Annotated in this window: 15 protein-coding genes, 3 tRNA genes and 1 rRNA gene (1 of these 19 only partly in view); 16 read left to right on the top strand and 3 right to left on the bottom strand. The window is 43.0% G+C overall.

The window, feature by feature from the left end:
• Window positions 1–312 precede the first annotated feature (312 nt).
• Window positions 313–1,884, top strand: a complete 1,572-nt coding sequence (gene murJ, locus DY200_RS08105; protein WP_039709317.1) for a murein biosynthesis integral membrane protein MurJ — start codon at window positions 313–315, stop codon at window positions 1,882–1,884.
• 19 nt (window positions 1,885–1,903) lie between these two features.
• Window positions 1,904–2,971 (top strand): MFS transporter, encoded by a 1,068-nt coding sequence (locus DY200_RS08100; RefSeq protein ID WP_115587624.1) that lies wholly within the window; start codon window positions 1,904–1,906, stop codon window positions 2,969–2,971.
• 53 nt (window positions 2,972–3,024) lie between these two features.
• Here the strand turns inward: DY200_RS08100 and hemL are convergent, their stop codons facing one another.
• Window positions 3,025–4,305: a glutamate-1-semialdehyde 2,1-aminomutase gene (hemL, locus tag DY200_RS08095; RefSeq protein WP_115587623.1), complete on the bottom strand. Its 1,281-nt coding sequence runs from the start codon at window positions 4,303–4,305 to the stop codon at window positions 3,025–3,027.
• Between the two features lie 297 nt (window positions 4,306–4,602).
• Between hemL and wecA the strand changes: the two genes are divergently transcribed.
• From wecA to wzxE, 7 genes are all read left to right on the top strand, one after another.
• Window positions 4,603–5,676 (top strand): UDP-N-acetylglucosamine--undecaprenyl-phosphate N-acetylglucosaminephosphotransferase, encoded by a 1,074-nt coding sequence (gene wecA / locus DY200_RS08090; protein WP_005602248.1) that lies wholly within the window; start codon window positions 4,603–4,605, stop codon window positions 5,674–5,676.
• A gap of 34 nt (window positions 5,677–5,710) precedes the next feature.
• Window positions 5,711–6,589 carry a transporter gene (locus DY200_RS08085; RefSeq protein WP_115587622.1) on the top strand — a complete coding sequence of 293 codons (879 nt, stop codon included), beginning with the start codon at window positions 5,711–5,713 and terminating at the stop codon, window positions 6,587–6,589.
• On the top strand, window positions 6,573–7,709 hold the full coding sequence (wecB, locus tag DY200_RS08080; RefSeq protein WP_115587621.1) for a non-hydrolyzing UDP-N-acetylglucosamine 2-epimerase: 1,137 nt from the start codon (window positions 6,573–6,575) through the stop codon (window positions 7,707–7,709). The genes DY200_RS08085 and wecB overlap by 17 nt, the downstream gene beginning before the upstream one ends.
• 78 nt (window positions 7,710–7,787) lie before the next feature.
• Window positions 7,788–9,059 (top strand): UDP-N-acetyl-D-mannosamine dehydrogenase, encoded by a 1,272-nt coding sequence (gene wecC / locus DY200_RS08075; protein ID WP_005605478.1) that lies wholly within the window; start codon window positions 7,788–7,790, stop codon window positions 9,057–9,059.
• Window positions 9,059–9,682, top strand: coding sequence for a dTDP-4-amino-4,6-dideoxy-D-galactose acyltransferase (gene rffC, locus DY200_RS08070; RefSeq protein ID WP_115587620.1), 624 nt, complete (start codon window positions 9,059–9,061; stop codon window positions 9,680–9,682). The genes wecC and rffC overlap by 1 nt, the downstream gene beginning before the upstream one ends.
• A gap of 6 nt (window positions 9,683–9,688) precedes the next feature.
• Window positions 9,689–10,834, top strand: a complete 1,146-nt coding sequence (gene rffA / locus DY200_RS08065; protein ID WP_115587619.1) for a dTDP-4-amino-4,6-dideoxygalactose transaminase — start codon at window positions 9,689–9,691, stop codon at window positions 10,832–10,834.
• Window positions 10,822–12,072, top strand: a complete 1,251-nt coding sequence (gene wzxE / locus DY200_RS08060) for a lipid III flippase WzxE (RefSeq protein WP_115587618.1) — start codon at window positions 10,822–10,824, stop codon at window positions 12,070–12,072. The genes rffA and wzxE overlap by 13 nt, the downstream gene beginning before the upstream one ends.
• Window positions 12,073–12,113: 41 nt before the next feature.
• Here wzxE and hcr read toward each other — a convergent pair whose 3' ends face one another.
• Window positions 12,114–13,133, bottom strand: coding sequence for an NADH oxidoreductase (gene hcr / locus DY200_RS08055; RefSeq protein ID WP_115587617.1), 1,020 nt, complete (start codon window positions 13,131–13,133; stop codon window positions 12,114–12,116).
• Window positions 13,134–13,255: 122 nt separating this feature from the next.
• A complete protein-coding gene (gene hcp / locus DY200_RS08050; protein WP_115587616.1) occupies window positions 13,256–14,923 on the bottom strand; it encodes a hydroxylamine reductase in 1,668 nt (555 codons plus the stop codon).
• 277 nt (window positions 14,924–15,200) lie between these two features.
• Between hcp and DY200_RS08045 the strand changes: the two genes are divergently transcribed.
• The 7 genes from DY200_RS08045 to DY200_RS08015 all read left to right on the top strand — a co-directional run.
• Window positions 15,201–16,271, top strand: a complete 1,071-nt coding sequence (locus tag DY200_RS08045; RefSeq protein WP_115587615.1) for a TDP-N-acetylfucosamine:lipid II N-acetylfucosaminyltransferase — start codon at window positions 15,201–15,203, stop codon at window positions 16,269–16,271.
• Entirely contained in the window at window positions 16,268–17,611 is a 1,344-nt protein-coding gene (gene wzyE, locus DY200_RS08040; protein WP_115587614.1) for an ECA oligosaccharide polymerase, read from the top strand. The genes DY200_RS08045 and wzyE overlap by 4 nt, the downstream gene beginning before the upstream one ends.
• Complete coding sequence (gene wecG / locus DY200_RS08035) at window positions 17,595–18,320, top strand: lipopolysaccharide N-acetylmannosaminouronosyltransferase (protein WP_115587613.1); 726 nt, start codon at window positions 17,595–17,597, stop codon at window positions 18,318–18,320. The genes wzyE and wecG overlap by 17 nt, the downstream gene beginning before the upstream one ends.
• 159 nt (window positions 18,321–18,479) lie before the next feature.
• Window positions 18,480–18,556 (top strand) — tRNA-Arg (locus tag DY200_RS08030).
• Window positions 18,557–18,586: 30 nt separating this feature from the next.
• Window positions 18,587–18,662, top strand: a tRNA-His gene (locus DY200_RS08025).
• Window positions 18,663–18,690: 28 nt separating this feature from the next.
• Window positions 18,691–18,767, top strand: a tRNA-Pro gene (locus DY200_RS08020).
• Window positions 18,768–18,965: 198 nt separating this feature from the next.
• Window positions 18,966–19,144, top strand: a 16S ribosomal RNA gene (locus tag DY200_RS08015); it runs 1,363 nt beyond the window's last position.

The raw sequence follows: 19,144 nt of genomic DNA, 5'->3' as shown, positions 1-19,144 counted from the left end.
CATTTTCAACGAGACACGTGCTTGAAAATAACACCGTTTTACTGATAGAAAACGATAGGCGGAGATTTTATCAGTTTTTTTCTGATTTTCCTACAACAAACTGATAAAATTCCGTGCAATTTCTATGGGGATCTTAGGATAAGCGGTCGGATCTTGAGAGATTTTTGTAAAAAATGGATAAAAACGAACCGCTTGTAACAAACCGCGATTAAGATCAAGAAAAGTTTAACTTATGCGGCGTTTCCGATAACGTATTCAAAGCCCTTTTGTTAAACTGCTATCCTTTAATTTTGATATGAATTTATAACGCTTATGAGCAAAAAACTTTTAAAGTCGGGCATGATTGTCAGTTCAATGACCTTGATTTCTCGGGTTCTCGGACTCGTGCGTGATGTGGTGATCGCCGGCTTACTCGGTGCCGGCGCAATGTCGGACGTCTTTCTGTTTGCCAACCGTATTCCGAATTTTTTACGCCGCCTCTTTGCGGAAGGCGCTTTTTCAAAGGCGTTCGTACCGGTGCTTGCCGAATATAACGCCGACAACGATTTGGATAAAACCCGTGAGTTTGTCGCCAAAGTGTCGGGAACCTTAGGCGGTTTAGTCACGGTTGTCACTTTAGTGGCAATGATTGGTTCGCCGGTGGTTGCCGCTTTATTCGGTACCGGTTGGTTTATGGATTGGGTAAACGACGGCCCTGACGCACAAAAATTCACTCAAGCCTCATTACTGCTGAAAATCACTTTTCCTTACTTGTGGTTTATTACTTTCGTTGCGTTGTCCGGAGCGGTTTTAAATACCATCGGTAAGTTTGGTGTGATGGCGTTTTCGCCGGTATTGCTAAATATTGCGATGATCAGTATGGCGTTATTCGGTGCGGATTATTTTGAACAACCTGATGTTGCCTTAGCTTGGGGTATTTTCCTCGGCGGATTGTTGCAATTCTTATTCCAAATCCCGTTTATGAAAAAAGAAGGTTTACTGGTTAAACCGAAATGGGCGTGGAAAGACGAAGGGGTGACTAAAGTCCGAAATTTAATGATTCCGGCATTATTCGGGGTTTCGGTAACCCAGCTTAATTTGTTAATTAACCAAGTGATTGCCAGCTTTTTAGTCACCGGTTCGATTACTTGGTTATATTATTCCGATCGCTTAATCGAGTTTCCGCTCGGGTTATTCGGCATTGCGATTTCTACGGTAGTATTACCGAGTTTATCTCGTATTGCGAAAAAGAAAGAGATTGACGAAGTACAACGTGCGGTAGAGTTCCAAGGCACGATGGACTGGGGCGTAAGAATGGTGTTATTACTCGGTATTCCGGCAATGATTGGTATCGCGGTATTAGCCCAGCCGTTAATGATGACCATCTTTATGCGCGGCAAATTCGGTTTATCCGATGTGATTGCTACTTCCCATGCCTTATGGATTATGTGCTTGGGATTAAACAGTTATATGCTTATCAATATTTTAGCAAACGGCTTCTATGCCCGCCAAAATACCAAAACACCGGTCAAGATCGGTATGATCGCTACCGTTTGTAATATCTGTTTCGGCGTATTGGCAATCCCGTTCGGCTATTTGGGCTTGGCAATGGCATCGGCGCTTTCGGCGGCGGTTAATGCGTCGCTACTTTATCGCGGGCTTGCTCAATCCGGAGTGTATAAAGTAACGGCGAAAACGGGCATATTCGTCTTAAAAGTCGCGATTTCCGCTTGTTTAATGGGCGCATCGGTCGCTTATTTTTCGCCAAATATCGAAAGCTGGTATGCGATGAATATTTGGTTAAAAGTATATTGGTTAGGCTGGTTAATCGTATTGGCGGCGATCGTGTATTTTAGTTCGTTATTCGTACTAGGGATTCGTAAGAGAGATTTTCGATCTGCATAAAAGAAAAAGGATATAACGTATGAACGTGCAGAATATTATTTTATGGAGACGCTTTTTTTCCGGACTCGCTTATACGGCGATGCAAAGTGTGTTTTTTATTTATTTAATGAAACACAAAGGCTTTGATACGGCACAAATCGCCAGTGCCTTTTCTTTATTAGTGTTTGCCAGTCAGGCTTTTTCGCTATTCGCCGGTTCATGGGGAGATCGTTACGGACGAACGCCGGTGATGATGTTAGGTTGTTTACTGGATGCGTTGGGCTATATTTTATTGCTTACCACAAACCACTACGGTTTATTACTGCTGGCAACATTTTGTTTCGGGCTAGGCAGTACGCTATTTAGTACGAATGCGCGCGCCTTTCTGCTTTCCAATGCCGACGACGGTTATGCGTCTAAAACCAAGGCGCAAGGTAAATTCCTTAAAATCTCCAGTATGGCGTCTATGGTCGCTCCGTTAATTTCCATTCCGTTTATTCATTATCAAAAAGCGGAATGGCTTATTTGGTGTTGCTGTGCGATTGAAGTCGTTATGTTACTTTTTATGTGGCGAATGATGCCGAGAAGAAAATGCGATTTTCGTTTTGCGCCTTTCCGCTTTGCGCAGTTTAAAGAGGTAATTAACAAGCGGTTTATTTTCGTCCATTTATTGCTATTTATTCCGTTAGGAATGGGCTCGGCGTTTTATGTGATTTTTCCGTATATTTTTACCGAATTGTTGGATAGACAAGAATTGGTGCCGATTGCGTTTTTTATCAATAATTTAATTGCGGTACTGCTACAAACCGGTTTTTCACGTCATATTAATTTCGGGGTGGTAAAACTGAATTATATTGCGCCGATTTTGATTGCATTATTGATTGTGCCGTGGTTTTACGCACTGGAATATTTGTCCGAGGCGACGGCGTTTTTATATTTGGTTATTTTTGCGTTGGTCGGGTTATTTGCAAATACGGCACTCGCCAATATGTTAGTGAAATTGGATAGAGGCGAGAATCAAGGGCTGATGTTCGGCTTATCCAAATTGATTTTAGCGGTCACCACCGCCGCTATTATGAATATTTTGCCGTATATCTTTTTAGTTTAAATGGCAATCCGCCCTCAACACGATCGTCGCTTGAGGGCGGATAAAGGCGTTAATTATAATTGAGCAAAGGCTTTGTCCGCCGCTACTAGAGTCGCTTGAATATCTTCATCGCTATGGGCAAGCGACATAAAGCCCGCTTCAAATGCGCTTGGCGCAAGATACACCCCCTGTTCCAACATTAAATGGAAGAAGCGGTTGAATTTCGCCGCATCGCATTTCATCACCTCTTGGAAATTCGTGATTTCCGCCTGCTCGGTAAAGAATAAACCGAACATACCGCCGACATATTGTGCGGTAAAGGGTACGTTATGTTTTGCCGCTAATGCTTTTAAACCTTCCGCTAACGTTTTGGTTTGTGCGGCAAGTTTCTCTTGGTTGCCCGCTTTGGAGAGTTCGGTTAAACAAGCTAAACCGGCTGCCATCGCAATCGGGTTACCTGAAAGCGTACCCGCCTGATATACCGGCCCTGTCGGTGCAATGTATTCCATAATCTCTTTTTTACCGCCGAACGCACCGACCGGCATACCGCCGCCGATAATTTTACCGAGTGTGGTTAAATCCGGTTTAACATCGTAATAGGCTTGCGCACCGCCTAATGCGACACGGAAACCGGTCATCACTTCATCAATAATAAACACCGCACCGTATTGATCACATAAAGCACGTAAACCTTTTAAGAAATCATTTTTCGGCGGAATACAGTTCATATTGCCGGCAACAGGCTCGACGATTAAACAGGCGATTTCATTCGGATATTGTTCGAAAGCGGTTTTTACCGAATCTAAATCGTTATAAGTACAAGTGAGCGTGTGCTTCGCAAAATCGGCAGGGACACCCGGACCGCTCGGCTGACCTAGGGTTAATGCGCCGGAACCGGCTTTCACTAAGAGCGAATCGGAATGGCCGTGGTAGCAGCCTTCAAATTTGATAATTTTGTCACGACCGGTATAACCACGTGCTAAACGAATTGCCGACATGGTTGCTTCGGTACCTGAGCTGACCATACGGACTAATTCGATAGAAGGGACTAATTTGGTGACCAATTCAGCGAGAGTGATTTCGCTTTCGGTCGGCGCACCGAAACTTAAACCGTTCGGTACCGCTTTCAATACTGCATCGATAATTGCCGGATGATTATGACCTAATACCATCGGTCCCCAAGAACCGACGTAATCGATATATTTTTTACCGTCCGAATCGGTAATATACGCACCTTCCGCTTTTTGGATAAATACCGGCGTACCGCCTACCCCTTTAAACGCACGCACCGGTGAATTGACCCCGCCTGGGATAACTTTTTGAGCTTTTTCAAATAGTTGTTCTGATTTAGACATAAATGATTCCTTAAATTGAAATTCTGAATAGCGTTGATCGACAAGGTTTCGCTTTACAAAAAATAGTTTAAAAATAACCGCTTGTTTTGGTTACTTTTCTTTGGCTAAGCAAAGAACAGTAATAGAGAAAGTATGTCATGGATTTTCTAAAGTTATTCTTAAACGAAATAAAGCAAACTTTATATTTATCCATTTTATAAAAAAAAGCCCAAATAACCTAAAAAAATTTGAGAGTCCTCGCCTTTGTGATATTCTTTACACACTTTTTTATATTGATTTTGAGGGAGCTAACCCCTTATGTGGCTTACTTTTCTTGCTGTTTTTGTGGTGTCGTTCGCCAGTCTGATTTTTATGAGACCGGTTGCGGAAAAAATCGGTTTGGTCGATAAACCGAACTTTCGTAAACGTCACCAAGGCTTAATCCCGTTAATCGGCGGGATAGCCCTATTTTTAGGTAATCTGACCTTCTATTTTATGGAATGGCAAGATATGCGTTTACCTTGGTTGTATCTTGCGGCGGTGACTATTCTATTGGTTATCGGGGTGTTGGACGACCGTTTTGACGTAAGCCCGTTTTTACGCGCCGGCATTCAAGCCGGGTTAGCCGGTCTCATGATTTATAACGGACTGTCTTTAGATAGCTTAGGGCAAGTGATTGCGCCGTTTAGTATCGAGCTTGGGATTCTCGGCATTATTTTTACCGTGTTTGTCACGATCGGCGTGATTAATGCGTTTAATATGGTGGACGGTATCGACGGCTTATTAGCCGGCCTTTCCAGCGCCAGTTTTGCCGGTATCGGCGTGCTGATGTGGCTGGACGAGCAATACACGTTAGCCTATTGGTGTTTTGCGATTATTGTCGTCTTGATTCCGTATGCGATGTTTAACCTCAGCGTATTCGGCGCCAAATGGAAAGTTTTTATGGGCGATTCGGGCAGTACCCTGATTGGGTTTACGATTATTTGGATTCTGTTGCTTAGTACCCAAGGTCAAGGGCATACGATTAGTCCGATTACCGGTTTATGGCTGATTGCCGTGCCGCTAATCGATATGGTGGCGGTCATTATTCGCCGTTTGAAAAAGGGCAAAAGTCCGTTCAGACCGGACCGCCTACATTTACACCATTTAATGATGCGCGCCGGTTTAACTTCTCGCCAAGCACTGGCAGTCATTACCTTCGGGGCGGCGATTTGCTCTACCATCGGCGTATTAGGCGAATACTACTATTGGAATCAATGGTTGATGACGATCGGCTTTATCGGTTTATTCTTTATCTATGCCTATTCGATTACGCATGCGTGGCGAGTGACACGCTTTATTCGTCGTATGAAACGCAGAGCGAAAAGAAAGCTCAAAATCGGTAGTGAGTAACTGAGAGTAAACAGTCGAATTTTTAGGATTATTTATGCTATTACGTTATTTGTTCACGTTAATTATAAGTACTGCCGTCGGTGTGGCGGGCGGATTCGGATTAAGTTCGCTTGACACGCAAACTTGGAAAGCGACGGCAGAATTTGAGCCGCCGAAAGTATCGGCGCTGGGTAATTATTATACCTTATTCTCTACCTATACTTTTTTAAACGGCGGCGATGGGGTGAGTTACAATGTTATCGCGGACGATAAAGGCTCTCTTTCTCTTGCGCCGGAAATCGGTCGTAAAGCGGAGGATTCGGCAACGCTCGGTAGTTATAACGAGTTTAAACGTAATTTAATCTCCGCGGACGTATTAGTCGAATTTCTTGCTCAGACCGAAACGGTTAAGTTAAAAGCGCAATTGACTCATCAACCTATCGTTATGACGGCACAAAGTCTCGCGGAACAATTCGTATTTCAAGCGGCGACCAAAACGCAACCTTTTGACAGCTTAAGCGTACGTTCCGCTAATCCGGAAGAAGCGTATAAGTTATTAAACGATTTTATTGCGTTTGCCAATCAGCAAACCAAGCAGACTTTAAATGCCGAACTTGTCGCCAAGTGGAAAAATCTGTTTCAACAAATAAAAAGTGCGGCGGATATTAAACTTGGCGCAATACAACAAGGTAACCAGATTGCGACCCAAGATTGGAACGGTAAGTTAAATTTAATGCGTTCCGTGCAGCCGTTAGACGATCAATTAACCGCATTCAGATTTGTAAAAACGCCAAGCGTGCCTTTAACCCCCGACACGCCGAATCCAACGTTATGGATGATGATCGGTGCTTTAGTCGGCTTATTACTCGGTATGGTCATTGTTTCAACAATGGGATTATTACGAAAAAAACCAGCAGATGCCGAACAAAATTAAAATCCTCAGCGTATTCGGTACGCGACCGGAAGCGATCAAGATGGCTCCGCTGGCAAAAATGTTGGCGGAGGATGCGAGTTTTGAGGCAAAGGTCTGCGTAACCGGTCAGCATCGAGAGATGCTGGATCAAGTTTTGAACCTTTTCGAAATTCGACCCGATTTTGATTTAAATATTATGCAAGTCGGGCAAGATCTAATCGACATCAGCGTACGAATTTTACAATCGCTGAAAGATCTGTTCGCACGCTATCGTCCTGATATGGTATTGGTACACGGCGATACCACTACTACTTTTGCCGCCGCACTCGCCTGCTATTATCATCAAATTCCGGTCGGACATATCGAAGCGGGCTTGCGTAGCGGTGACCGCTATGCACCGTTTCCGGAGGAAGCTAATCGTTGCCTGACCGGCGTATTAGCCGACTATCACTTTGCACCGACCGAGCAAGCACGTCTAAATTTATTACAAGAACATAAAGCGCCCGATAAGATTTGGGTAACCGGCAATACGGTGCTTGATGCGTTACATTGCGTATCCTCCCGAATCCGACGGGATAAAAGTTTGGTTAAAAACTTGAATCGACATTATCAATTTTTAGACGAGCGGAAAAAACTCATTTTGGTTACCGGACACCGCCGAGAAAGTTTCGGCGCAGGCTTAGAACATATTTGCGAAGCGTTGGTCACGCTTGCCAAACGGCATACCGATGTGCAGATTGTTTATCCGGTACATCTTAATCCTTGCGTACGCGAACCGGTCAGCCGTTTACTTAGCGGAGTGGAAAATATCTTCTTAATCGAGCCGCAAGAGTATTTGTCCTTCGTCTATTTAATGGAACGCGCTTATTTGATTTTGACCGATTCCGGCGGTATTCAAGAAGAAGCTCCCGCATTAAATAAACCGGTGTTGGTAATGCGTAACGCAACCGAACGTCCGGAAGCGGTTGCGGCGGGAACGGTTCGTCTGGTTGGAACCGAAGCTAAAAGCATTGTGCAAGAGGTGAGCTTGCTTTTAACCGATAAGCGGATTTATCGAACGATGGCGCAAGCAAAGAATCCTTATGCAAAGGAGAATGCTTGCCGATATATTATTGACGTACTTAAACAAATATTGAATTAGTCGGCAGGCTTTGTTCTTGGAAAAGACAAAGCCTGTTTTTTGTTACGGACGAACTTAAAGCCAAACGAGAAATATCATATGAATACGTTTAATCGAATTGCGATTATCGGACTGGGTTATATCGGGCTGCCGGCAGCGGTTGCTTTCGCCAGATGCGGTAAGTCCGTTTTGGGTGTGGACATTAATCCCGATGTCGTTACAAAAATTAATCAAGGTCGGATTCATTTTGTTGAGCCGCAGCTTGAAGAGGCGGTTAAACAAGCGGTCGAAAACGGCTTACTTTTTGCAACGCAGACTCCCGATCCTGCCGATGTATTTGTGATCGCCGTGCCAACGCCTCTCACATATAACCACCAGCCTGATCTTCAGTATATTAAGCAAGCGGTGAAAGCAATCTCTCCCTATTTAGTCAAAGGAAATTTGATTGTATTGGAATCGACTTCTCCGGTTGGGACAACAGAAAAATTGGCAAAATGGTTGCAAAAACTTCGTCCTGATCTGAGTTTTCCGACTCAAGGTAACGACAATGCCGATATTTATATTGCTTATTGTCCGGAACGCGTGCTACCGGGCAGAGTGATGATTGAATTGTTTGAAAATGATCGAGTTATCGGCGGACTGACTGCCGAATCCACCCGACAAGCGGTCGATTTATACCGAATTTTTGTCAAAGGAGAGTGTATCGCCACCGATGCACGCACGGCGGAAATGTGCAAATTAACCGAGAATAGCTTCCGTGACGTGAATCTGGCGTTTGCCAACGAATTATCAATGATTTGCGATAAACTCAACATAAATGTATGGGAGCTGATCCGATTGGCGAATCGTCATCCGCGTGTAAATATTCTGCAACCGGGAGCCGGTGTCGGCGGGCATTGTATTGCGGTCGATCCGTGGTTTATTGCGGCACAAACGCCAGACCAATCCCGTTTAATTCGTACCGCACGAGAAGTAAACGACAGTAAGCCGCAATGGGTGATAGAGAAAGTGAAACAGGCATTAGCCGATTGTGTGAATCGCCGAAATTGTTTAGCCGGTGATGTGACAATCGCTTGTTTAGGGCTAAGCTTTAAAGCGGATATTGATGATTTAAGAGGCAGTCCGGCATTGGCAATTACCCAATATCTTGCCGATTGGCATAGAGGGGTGGTGTTAGCGGTGGAACCGCATATTAATGCATTGCCACCATCGTTGAGAGGTAAAGTCGAGCTGGTCGGTTTTGAACAGGCGATTAAGAAAGCGGATATTTTACTGTTATTAGTTGATCATACCGCATTTAAAAACCTATCGCCCGACACGATGAGCGTACCGTGGTTAATTGATACGAAAGGGATATGGAGTCAATTATAATGCAATGTTTTACCCCGGATCCGTGGCTGTCGGATTTCTTCGCCCGTCCGATTATACAAGCGAAGGTCGCCGCTCAAGATTATCCAAAAATTCAACAGTTACAGGCACAAGGCTTTCAATTTGTTGAAGGCGAAATCGAGTTCGGTTTTGACCTTGTAAACTATCAAGAAAAAATAACCGCTTGCGAAGCAGCAACGATTGAAGATATTAAGCAATTGGAAACGTTATTCGGGCAAGCCTTTCCGACAAGTCGCTTTCGAGAGCCTTGGTTTTCAGCAGCGGAAAATCAACGTCTGTACCAAACTTGGATTGCCCGTGCAGTACGAGGCGAATTTGATCAGCTTTGTTTGGTTTTAAAAACAACAAGCGGTCAAATTCAGGGCGGAATCAGCTTGCGTTTAGCCGGCGAACAAGCGAAGGTCGGTTTATTAGCGGTCTCGCCTGCATTCCAACGACAAGGCATTGCAACCATATTGTTACAAGCGGCGCAAAATTGGGCGAAACGACAGGGAGCCAATTCGCTTTTAGTTTCGACTCAAATCGGTAACTTGCCTGCGATGAATCTTTATTTAACGCAGGGTGCGAGCATATTAGCGACGGCTTATTGGTTTTATCGGAAATAATAATGTATGCAAATTCCTTTTAATAAACCGCCGATTGTCGGTACGGAACTCGGTTATATGCAACAAGCGATGGCAAGCGGGAAATTGTCCGGCGACGGCTTTTATAACCGGCGTTGCGAGCGGTGGCTGGAAAATCAATTCGGTACGGCAAAAGCATTGCTTACGCCGTCTTGTACCGCTGCATTGGAAATGGCGGCGATATTAATCGATATTCAAGCCGGCGATGAAGTGATTATGCCGAGTTATACCTTTGTTTCGACCGCTAACGCATTTGTATTGCGTGGAGCAAAGATTGTGTTTGTCGATATTCGTCCCGATACGATGAATATTGATGAAACGAAAATTGAAGCGGCGATTACACCGAAAACCAAAGCGATTGTGCCGGTACATTACGCCGGTATCGCCTGTGAAATGGATACGATTATGGCAATAGCCGAAAAATATCGGTTGTATGTGATCGAAGATGCGGCGCAAGCGGCAATGTCTTTTTATAAAGGCAAAGCATTAGGCACGATCGGGCATTTCGGCTGTTATAGTTTTCACGAAACTAAGAATTATAGTGCCGGCGGTGAAGGCGGTGCTTTATTGATTAATGATGATCGATTTATTGCTCGTGCGGAAGTGATCCGAGAAAAAGGTACAAATCGTAGTCAATTCTTTCGTGGAGAAACGGATAAATATACTTGGCGAGATCTCGGATCCAGTTTTTTAATGTCGGAATTACAAGCGGCCTATTTATATGCACAATTGGAAGTCGCACAACACATCAAGCAGACTCGTTTAGCCGTTTGGCAACGCTATTTTGAAGTCTTACGTCCGTTTGCCGAACAAGGTCGTCTTGAGTTACCGACTTGCCCGCCCGAATGTGAACAAAACGGCCATCTGTTTTATCTGAAATGGCGCAATTCGGATGAACGTAATGACTTTATCGAACGGCTAAAACAACACGGAATTTTAGCGGTCTTTCATTATGTGCCGCTACATAGCAGCCCTGCCGGGAAGCGGTTTGGTACTTTTATCGGTGAAGACCGTTTTACTACTTCGGAAAGCGAACGCTTGGTGCGTTTACCGCTATTTTATAATTTACAACCGCAAGAATCGGATAAAATTATTCGGGTTATATTGGAATTTCTACATCAATGCAATCATTGAGCAAAACGGCCGTTTGGACGGCAAGCGCCACCGCATTTAAAATCGCTATTAGTTTAATATTGGTAAAGCTGTTTGCCTTGCAATTCGGGTTGGAAGGCTTAGGGCAAGCGGCGAATTTTATGACGCTGATTACCGTGCTGGGCGCATTTGCCGGCGGCGGTATCTTTCACGGTGTGACGAAATATGTAGCGGAATTTGAACACGAGCCGCAAAAATTACACAGATTATTTGTCACGGCGAGTAGGATTGTATTGAGCTTTTCCGCCGTACTGGCGGTCGTTTTTATCTTCTTTTCCGCAAAAATCAGCGAATGGATTTTCTATTCCGTAGATTATCAAACGGTAATTATTGCGACGGGGATTATCCAATTCGGCATTGCGAGCAGTAACTATCTATTGGCTATTTTAAGAGGGTATCGACAGGCGAAAGCCAATGCGATAAGTCAGAGTATCGGCATATTTCTTGCGGTTAGCGTTTTTATAAGCGGATTATATGTGTGCGATTATTCGGGGGCGTTAATCGGGCTGGCGGCTATATCGGCGTTAGCTTGGTTACCCGCCGGTTATTTTCTAAAACCGAAAGGTTCCGTATTTCGTTTTAGGGAGAAAGGCGAGTTTGATTGGCAATATGCGCGAAATTTATTTAAGTTCAGCGGTATGGTATTCGCAACGGCAATCACGTTACCGCTCGCTTATATTTTGTTGCGTGATTTACTGATGGAATCTCATTCGCTTGAGCAGGTCGGCTTATGGCAAGGGGTAAGTAAAATTTCCGATGCGTATTTGCAACTGATTACGGCGGTTTTCTCGGTATATTTATTACCGACGTTTGCCAAATTAACCCAAAAATCTGAAATTAAACGCGAGTTGATTAAAGCGGTTAAATTTGTTGGAATTCTTGCAATCGCTACCGGTTTATCGGTATTTGTTTTAAAGCGTGAAATCATTCTGACCTTATATTCCGAACAATTTTTACCGATGGAATCATTGTTTATTTGGCAATTAATCGGAGATGTTTTTAAAGTGGTTGCTTACGTATTCGGCTATTTAGTCGTGGCGAAAGCCTCGTTAAAGCTGTATGTGTTGGCGGAAGTTTGTCAATTAACGTTATTGATTACTATCGGGCATTGGTTGATTCCGTTAAATGGTGCGGAAGGTGCGGTACAAACCTATTTATTGACTTATTTTTGTTATTTCTTTATCTGCTTATTTGCGTTTCGTCGCTACCTAAAAAATTAAAACCTCAAAGATTTCCTTTGAGGTTTTTTTGTTTATAAAATTTATAAAGAAACCGATACGTTTTCTTTTACACGGCAGCTACACGCCAGTACATAGCCTTGTGCGATTTCCTCTTCGGTTAAATCGCCGGTACCGACCACTTCGTATGTGCCACCGGTGACTTTGGTTTTGCATAAACCGCATAAACCGGTGCGGCAGCCGGAAACCACCGGTTGTTCTTGCGCTTCTAATGCGGCTAATAAGGTCATACCAACCGGTACTTCCGCTTTAATTTGTTTTGCAGCGTTAATAGTTAGGGTGGTTTTCTTGTCCGAACTGATTTCTCCGGCTAAGGCGGTATTAAAGAAAGCTTCGGTAAAGAAACGATCTTCGCTAACACCTAATTCAAGCACGATATTTTTTAATGCCGCCATATAGGCTTCAGGGCCGCAGGTCATCACGGTGTAATCGCTCACATTCGGCACCGCATTTTTGATAATTTCCGCTGAAATTCGACCGCTTGCAAAGCCTTCGGTTGCCCCGACCGAAGCGTTCATTACTAAGTTGAGTTGCGGATATTTGGCTTTTAATTCTTGCCATTCCGATTTGAAAATCACATCTTCCGGCGAATGCACCGAATGGATAACGGTTAAGTTCACTTCAGGGCGGTTTGCTAATAACCAACGAGCCATTGACATAATTGGCGTAACGCCGCTGCCTGCACCGACTAATAAGTAATTATCCGCCAATACGTGTTGGCAAGAAAATTCGCCTATTGGATTCGAGAACCATACTTGGTCACCGACTTTTACGTCATTGTTCAGCCAAGTCGAACCGACGCCGCCTTCAATTTCACGCACGGTAATCGACACAAAACGGCTCTCGCCCGGGGTAGAAGAAAGTGAGTAAGCACGGGTAATATGCGGTGTGTTTTTAACGCTGACTAACGCATATTGCCCCGCTTGGTACGGGTAGAAATCCTGTGCGATAAAGTTAATCGTTTTGACATTTAGCGCTTCTTGTACGATTGAATAAACCTGTAATTCGTTAATACATAAAGGGTTTTTATTGGTATTTGCCATTTTGTTGTTCCTTTCGATATATGTAGGGACGCAATGTGTTCTTACATTCAACAAGCGGTCAAAATTGCTGAGAAATTTGCAAAAATTTTGCAAAATTCGACCGCTCTTTTTTCGTTAGCCGATTATTTATGGATGATATGACCGAAATCTTGTTCAGGGGTGGTTAAACCGCTTAAACCGAATTTTTCGTGTAATAAATTCATCACGTTTTCGTTTAAGAACGCCGGTTTGCTTGGGCCTGAATAAACATTTTTCACGCCAAGCGCTAACAGCGTTAATAACACGATAATCGCTTTTTGTTCGAACCAAGAAAGCACAATCGAAAGTGGCAATTCGTTTAAGCCAATCCCTAATTTCTGCGAAAGCGTTACCGCTAACATAATCGCCGAATAAGTGTCGTTACATTGACCTGCGTCTAGTAAGCGAGGTAAGCCGCCATCACCCATATCACTAACAGTACCGAAATCTAATTTGTTAAAACGGTATTTACCGCAACCGAGTGTAAGCACTGCAGTATCTTTCGGTAACGCATAGGCTAAATCCGTGTAGTAGTGGCGTTCTTCTTTATCGCCGTCACAACCGCCGATCACAAATACATGGCTTAATTTGCCTGCTTTGACTAAATCAATCACCGCATCGGAAGCGTCAATTAAAGTTTTGCGGCCGAAACCGACAGTGATGTAGTGTTCTAATTCGGTATATGGGAAGCCGTCACATTCCAACGCTTTTTCGATAACCGGTGCAAAGTTGTGTTTTTCTAAATGCACCACGCCCGGCCAACCTACGATGTTACAAGTGAAGATACGATCGGCATAATCACCCACATTCGGATCGATTAAACAGTTAGATGTCATCACGATCGCACCCGGGAAACGAGCAAATTCTTTTTGTTGATTCTGCCAGCCTGAACCGAAATTACCGACTAAATGTTTGTATTTTTTCAGTTCCGGATAGCCGTGTGCCGGTAGCATTTCGCCGTGAGTGTAAACATTAATGCCTTTGCCTTCGGTTTGTTCTAATAACTCTTTTAAGTCTTTTAGATCGTGACCTGAAATTAGAATACATTTGCCTTTCACCGGACGGATATTTACCGTAGCCGGCACAGGATTACCGAAGGTTTCGGTTTCGCCGGCATCTAACATCGCCATCACTTTAAAGTTCATTGAGCCGATAGCGAGTGATTTTTCGAGTAATTCGTTTAAATCGCTTGGTTTTGTGCCTAACCAAGCCATAAATCCGTGGTATTCCACATATAAATCGTTATCGAATTTACCTAACACATAAGCGTGTTCCAAATAAGCCGCCGCACCTTTTAAGCCGTAAAGCGCTAATAAACGTACACCGTGAACTTCTTCACCGATTTCCGCACGATCAGTATCTAACGCAAATTCTTTGGCTTGTTCGGCAAGTTGATCAATTGAAATGCCTTTGAGTTCAATGTGTGCTAATGGGTGGTCAATTTGTGGATTTGCTTCAACTTTAGCAATTTCGGCAATCAGTTGATTACGGTAAACCAATGCTTGTTGCGCATAGCCAACGATACGGTTCGAATCGAAGTTTACGTTGGTTAAGGTGGCGAAGAACGCACGAGGGGCAAAGTTATCCGCATCATGGTTGATAATGCCGTGTTCACGTGCTTTTAACGCCCACGCGGAAAGGCTGTGTAAGCAGGCGATTAATAAGTCTTGTAAATCTGAGGTTTCCGCCGTTTTACCACACATACCTTGACCGAAACTACAACCGTTCCCCATCGGGGTTACCATGGTTTGTTCACATTGAACGCAGTACATAAAATCACTCCAAACTAATTAAAAAATGAATAACCTACTAAAATAGTAGGAATTAATGTGCTAAATCATAGCGAGAACAAAAATGGATAAAAAGAAGAAAATTTTGAAAAATACAAGAAATTTGATCTAGTCGTAGTTCTCTACTTAGAATAGGGTATATGTAGATTTTAGTGAGAATTATTGTTAATTTTATTGGTAGGATTTTAGCGGTTTTTGACCGCTTGTTTGATGTTTCCCGCTTATAATAAAACAAGTTAAACAAATTTTAAAAGAAGTTATGCGCCCTATTTATCATATTTTAGGTTCGGATATTCCGCATCATAACCGAACGGTATTGAATTTTTTCCGTGATCAATTATTGCCTAAATTAACCGAGCAACAGCATTATTTTTATGTTGTCGGACAGCAAACTTTGCTTACACAATATCCGGAATTGAATTTACAGGTTTTTTGTTCTCGTCAGGCGATTACACGAGCGGTGGTACAGACAGCTAAGCAAGTGAAAACAGCAAAGTTTGTTCTACACGGTCAGTATAACGTTTGGTTATGGCTTGCCGTTTTGTTCGGTTATTTGTCTGCTTGTCGCTGTATCTGGCATATTTGGGGGGCGGATCTGTATGAAGAAGCAAGCGGTTGGAAATTCAAATTATTTTACTTTATCCGCCGTTTAGCGCAGCAAAAGTTACCGGTATTATGGGCGACTCGCGGCGATCTTACATTTGCAAAAAGGCACTTAAATCGCACTGATACTCAAGATCGTGTGCTGTATTTCCCAACTAAAATGGGGAGCCGAGCGGTTATGCAAGATACAAGAGAAAATCAGAGGTTTACGATTTTGCTCGGTAATTCCGGAGATTCGTCCAATCGTCATTTAGCGGCATTAGCGCAGCTGAAACAAAGCCTTGCTGAAGACGTGCGTATTATTATCCCGATGGGTTATCCGTCAAACAATCAGACTTATATCGAGCAGGTTAAACGGCAAGCGGTCGAATTATTCCCTAAACATACCGTTGAGGTTCTGACGGAAAAATTGGATTTTACCCAATATCAACAATTATTGGCACAGTGTGATTTAGGCTATTTTTATTTCAATCGGCAACAAGCTATCGGTACGATCTGCCTATTGATTCAACAAAATGTTCCTCTGGCATTAACTAAAGAAAATCCGTTTTGTATAGATATGCAAGCGGAAAACGTACCGTTTTTATATAGTGATGAATTAACCATAGCGAAAGTTCGGCAAGTAAAACAACAGCTGCAAAATTGCGATAAAAATAATATAGGATTTTTTGCTCCCCATTATAACGAACAATGGCTGACCTTATTAACGGAACTCAGTAAATCATGATGATTGAATATACTTTATTAACCGGTTTTTATCTGCTCTCGGTATGGCTGATAGCGATTTATATTTATAGCGATTACCAAAAGCAGAGATTTTCATTCCATTTACTGTTTAGCCTGATGTATCTGGTGATTTTTTATCTGGGCTTTCCGTTTTCAATGGCAATGGCAATGGCATTAGGCTTTGATAGTCCGTTAGCCGAACCCGAAACGCTCTTTCTAACCCTTTTTGTGATGTTGGCGGGTTATTTGATTTATTGGCTGAGTTACCATTTTTTTGCCGGAACAGTCAGTTTTCAGAAACCTCAAGCGGTTGAAAATATAAAAAATTTTGCAAAAACAGAAGCGAATTTGACCGCTTGTTTCTTATTATTAATTGCTGCTGGTAGTTTGGTTTGGTTTGTTTCTCTTAATGGCTGGTTATTGTTTGAATTGGAAAAATACAGTCAAATTTTCTCGACGGCGATTCAACACGTCTGGTTGAAACGCTTCTTCTATTTCTTTCTGCCGGCATTATTAATTTTATTTTTCCTATATCAAAATAAAAGAGCATGGGGGCTTTTTCTTATATTAGGCGTTTTGCTCGGCGGTTTGCACTATATTGCGGTGGGCGGTACACGAGCGAATTTAGCGATGGCGGTGCTATTGTTTTTCCTATTAGGGCTTTATAAAGATTATCTATCGTTTAAGGTGCTATTGATCGCCGGTTGCGCGATGGTCGGCGCCATGTTTTTATTGGCGTTAGCGCGTTACGGATTAAAGGTAAGCGGCTCGGAAGCATGGTTTACTTTTTTATATCTGACACGAGATACGTTTTCTCCATGGGAAAATTTCGCCAAAATTTTAGACTATCCGGTTGAATTTCAAGGCTTAATGCCGATTGTTCGAGATTTCTATGTCTATATTCCGGATTGGTTGTGGCAGGCAAAACCGCCTTATATCGTCAATACGGCAAATTATTTCACACGGGAAATTTTAGGCAATTTCTCGGGGTTAGCGATTTCACCGACGCTACTCGGCTCTTTCTATATTATGGGCGGATTGCCGATGATAACTCTCGGTATGGCATTGGTCGGCGGGATTATTCAAAGTTTCGATCGTTTATTTAGTTATGCAACATATCATCAGGACAAAAGTTATTCCGCTATTATTCAAGCGTATTGCCTGGCGAATCTGTTTAACTTAGTCGTATTGGTACGAGAGGGGATGGACGCATTTATTTCTCGCTGGGCATTTTTTAGTATCGTTTTCTTATTATGTTGGTGCGTGGCAAAATTAATTACGCTTAGCTTTGAAGCTGGATTATCAAGAACAAAGGTAGATAAAAATGATAGCAACGGCTGAAATTCGAGGGATTAATATTCTTCTTGCAAGGAATCAAACCGAATTTGTCGATTTTTTAATGAGTAAAGGAGAACTCAAAACAGGCAAATTAATTGCAATGAATGCCGAAAAACTGGTGATGAGCGAGAAGGATCCTGAAATTCGACAATTACTTAAGCAAGCGGAATATAACTATGCGGACGGTATTAGTATCGTTCGTTCGGTAAAACGCAAATATCCGCATATTAAACAAATGGAACGGATTGCCGGTGCGGATTTATGGGAAGCGCTAATGCAAAAATCGGGAGAACTCGGCATTCCGGTATTTTTAATCGGCAGTACGGCGGATACCCTTGCAAAAACTCAGCAAAAATTGACCGCTTGGAATGTGGATATTGTCGGTCTGCAGGACGGATATTTTAATAATAAGGAACAACGAGCCGTTATAGAACGTATAAAACGAAGCGGTGCAAAGCTTGTGACGGTTGCAATGGGATCGCCGAAACAAGAAAAGTTTATTGCGGATGCCGCACGAGAATACCCCGACTGCTTATATATGGGAGTCGGCGGAACTTATGACGTATTTATCGGTAAAGTGAAACGCGCACCGAAAATTTGGCAGGATCTCGGTTTGGAATGGTTATATCGCTTATTAAGTCAGCCGACCCGTTGGCGACGACAAGTTAATTTGCTACGTTTTCTATATTACTACTGCACAAAACAGCTTTAAAAATCAACGATTATGACAATTATTATTCATTTTGAATAAATTAAAAACAAATGAATGATTTTTTTAAACTTTTTTGCAAAAAGTGCTAGACAACAAAAAGGGAAATCTATAATATACGCCCTCGTTGCGACGCACTAAACAAAATGATGAAAATCATAAGCGTTCGTAGCTCAGTTGGATAGAGCGTTGGCCTCCGGAGCCAAAGGTCGCAAGTTCGAATCTTGTCGAGCGCGCCAGTGGTCAAAAGCAATATTCAATCGGCAATGGTGGCTATAGCTCAGTTGGTAGAGCCCCGGATTGTGATTCCGGTTGTCGTGAGTTCGAGTCTCATTAGCCACCCCATTTAAAATATACTCTTATGAGTAACTGACGGCGAGTAGCGCAGCTTGGTAGCGCAACTGGTTTGGGACCAGTGGGTCGTAGGTTCAAATCCTATCTCGCCGACCACTTTATTTTTGCTCTTTAACAATATATCAGACAATCTGTGTGGGCACTTGTTGATTGACTTGATTTTGAAAATATTATTTAAAACTTGAAGTCTTAATAGGTGCTTAAACTAGAAATTCATATTTTTCTTTTTGCTTAACTTGGTTAGGTAAGGGAAGTGAACTTAGCTAAGCAGAATATTGAGCGATTAAACTTTTTGAATTGAAGAGTTTGATCATGGCTCAGATTGAACGCTGGCGGCAGGCTTAACACATGCAAGTCGAACGGTAACGGGAAGGGAGCTTGCTTTCTTTGCCGACGAGTGGCGGACGGGTGAGTAATGCTTGGGAATCTGGCTTATGGAGGGGGATAACTACGGGAAACTGTAGCTAATACCG

This window comes from Actinobacillus lignieresii, assembly GCF_900444945.1.
Classification (GTDB): Bacteria; Pseudomonadota; Gammaproteobacteria; order Enterobacterales; family Pasteurellaceae; genus Actinobacillus; species Actinobacillus lignieresii.
The sequence above is the reverse complement of the archived record's forward strand: the minus strand, read 5'-3'. Positions and strand labels throughout refer to the sequence as shown.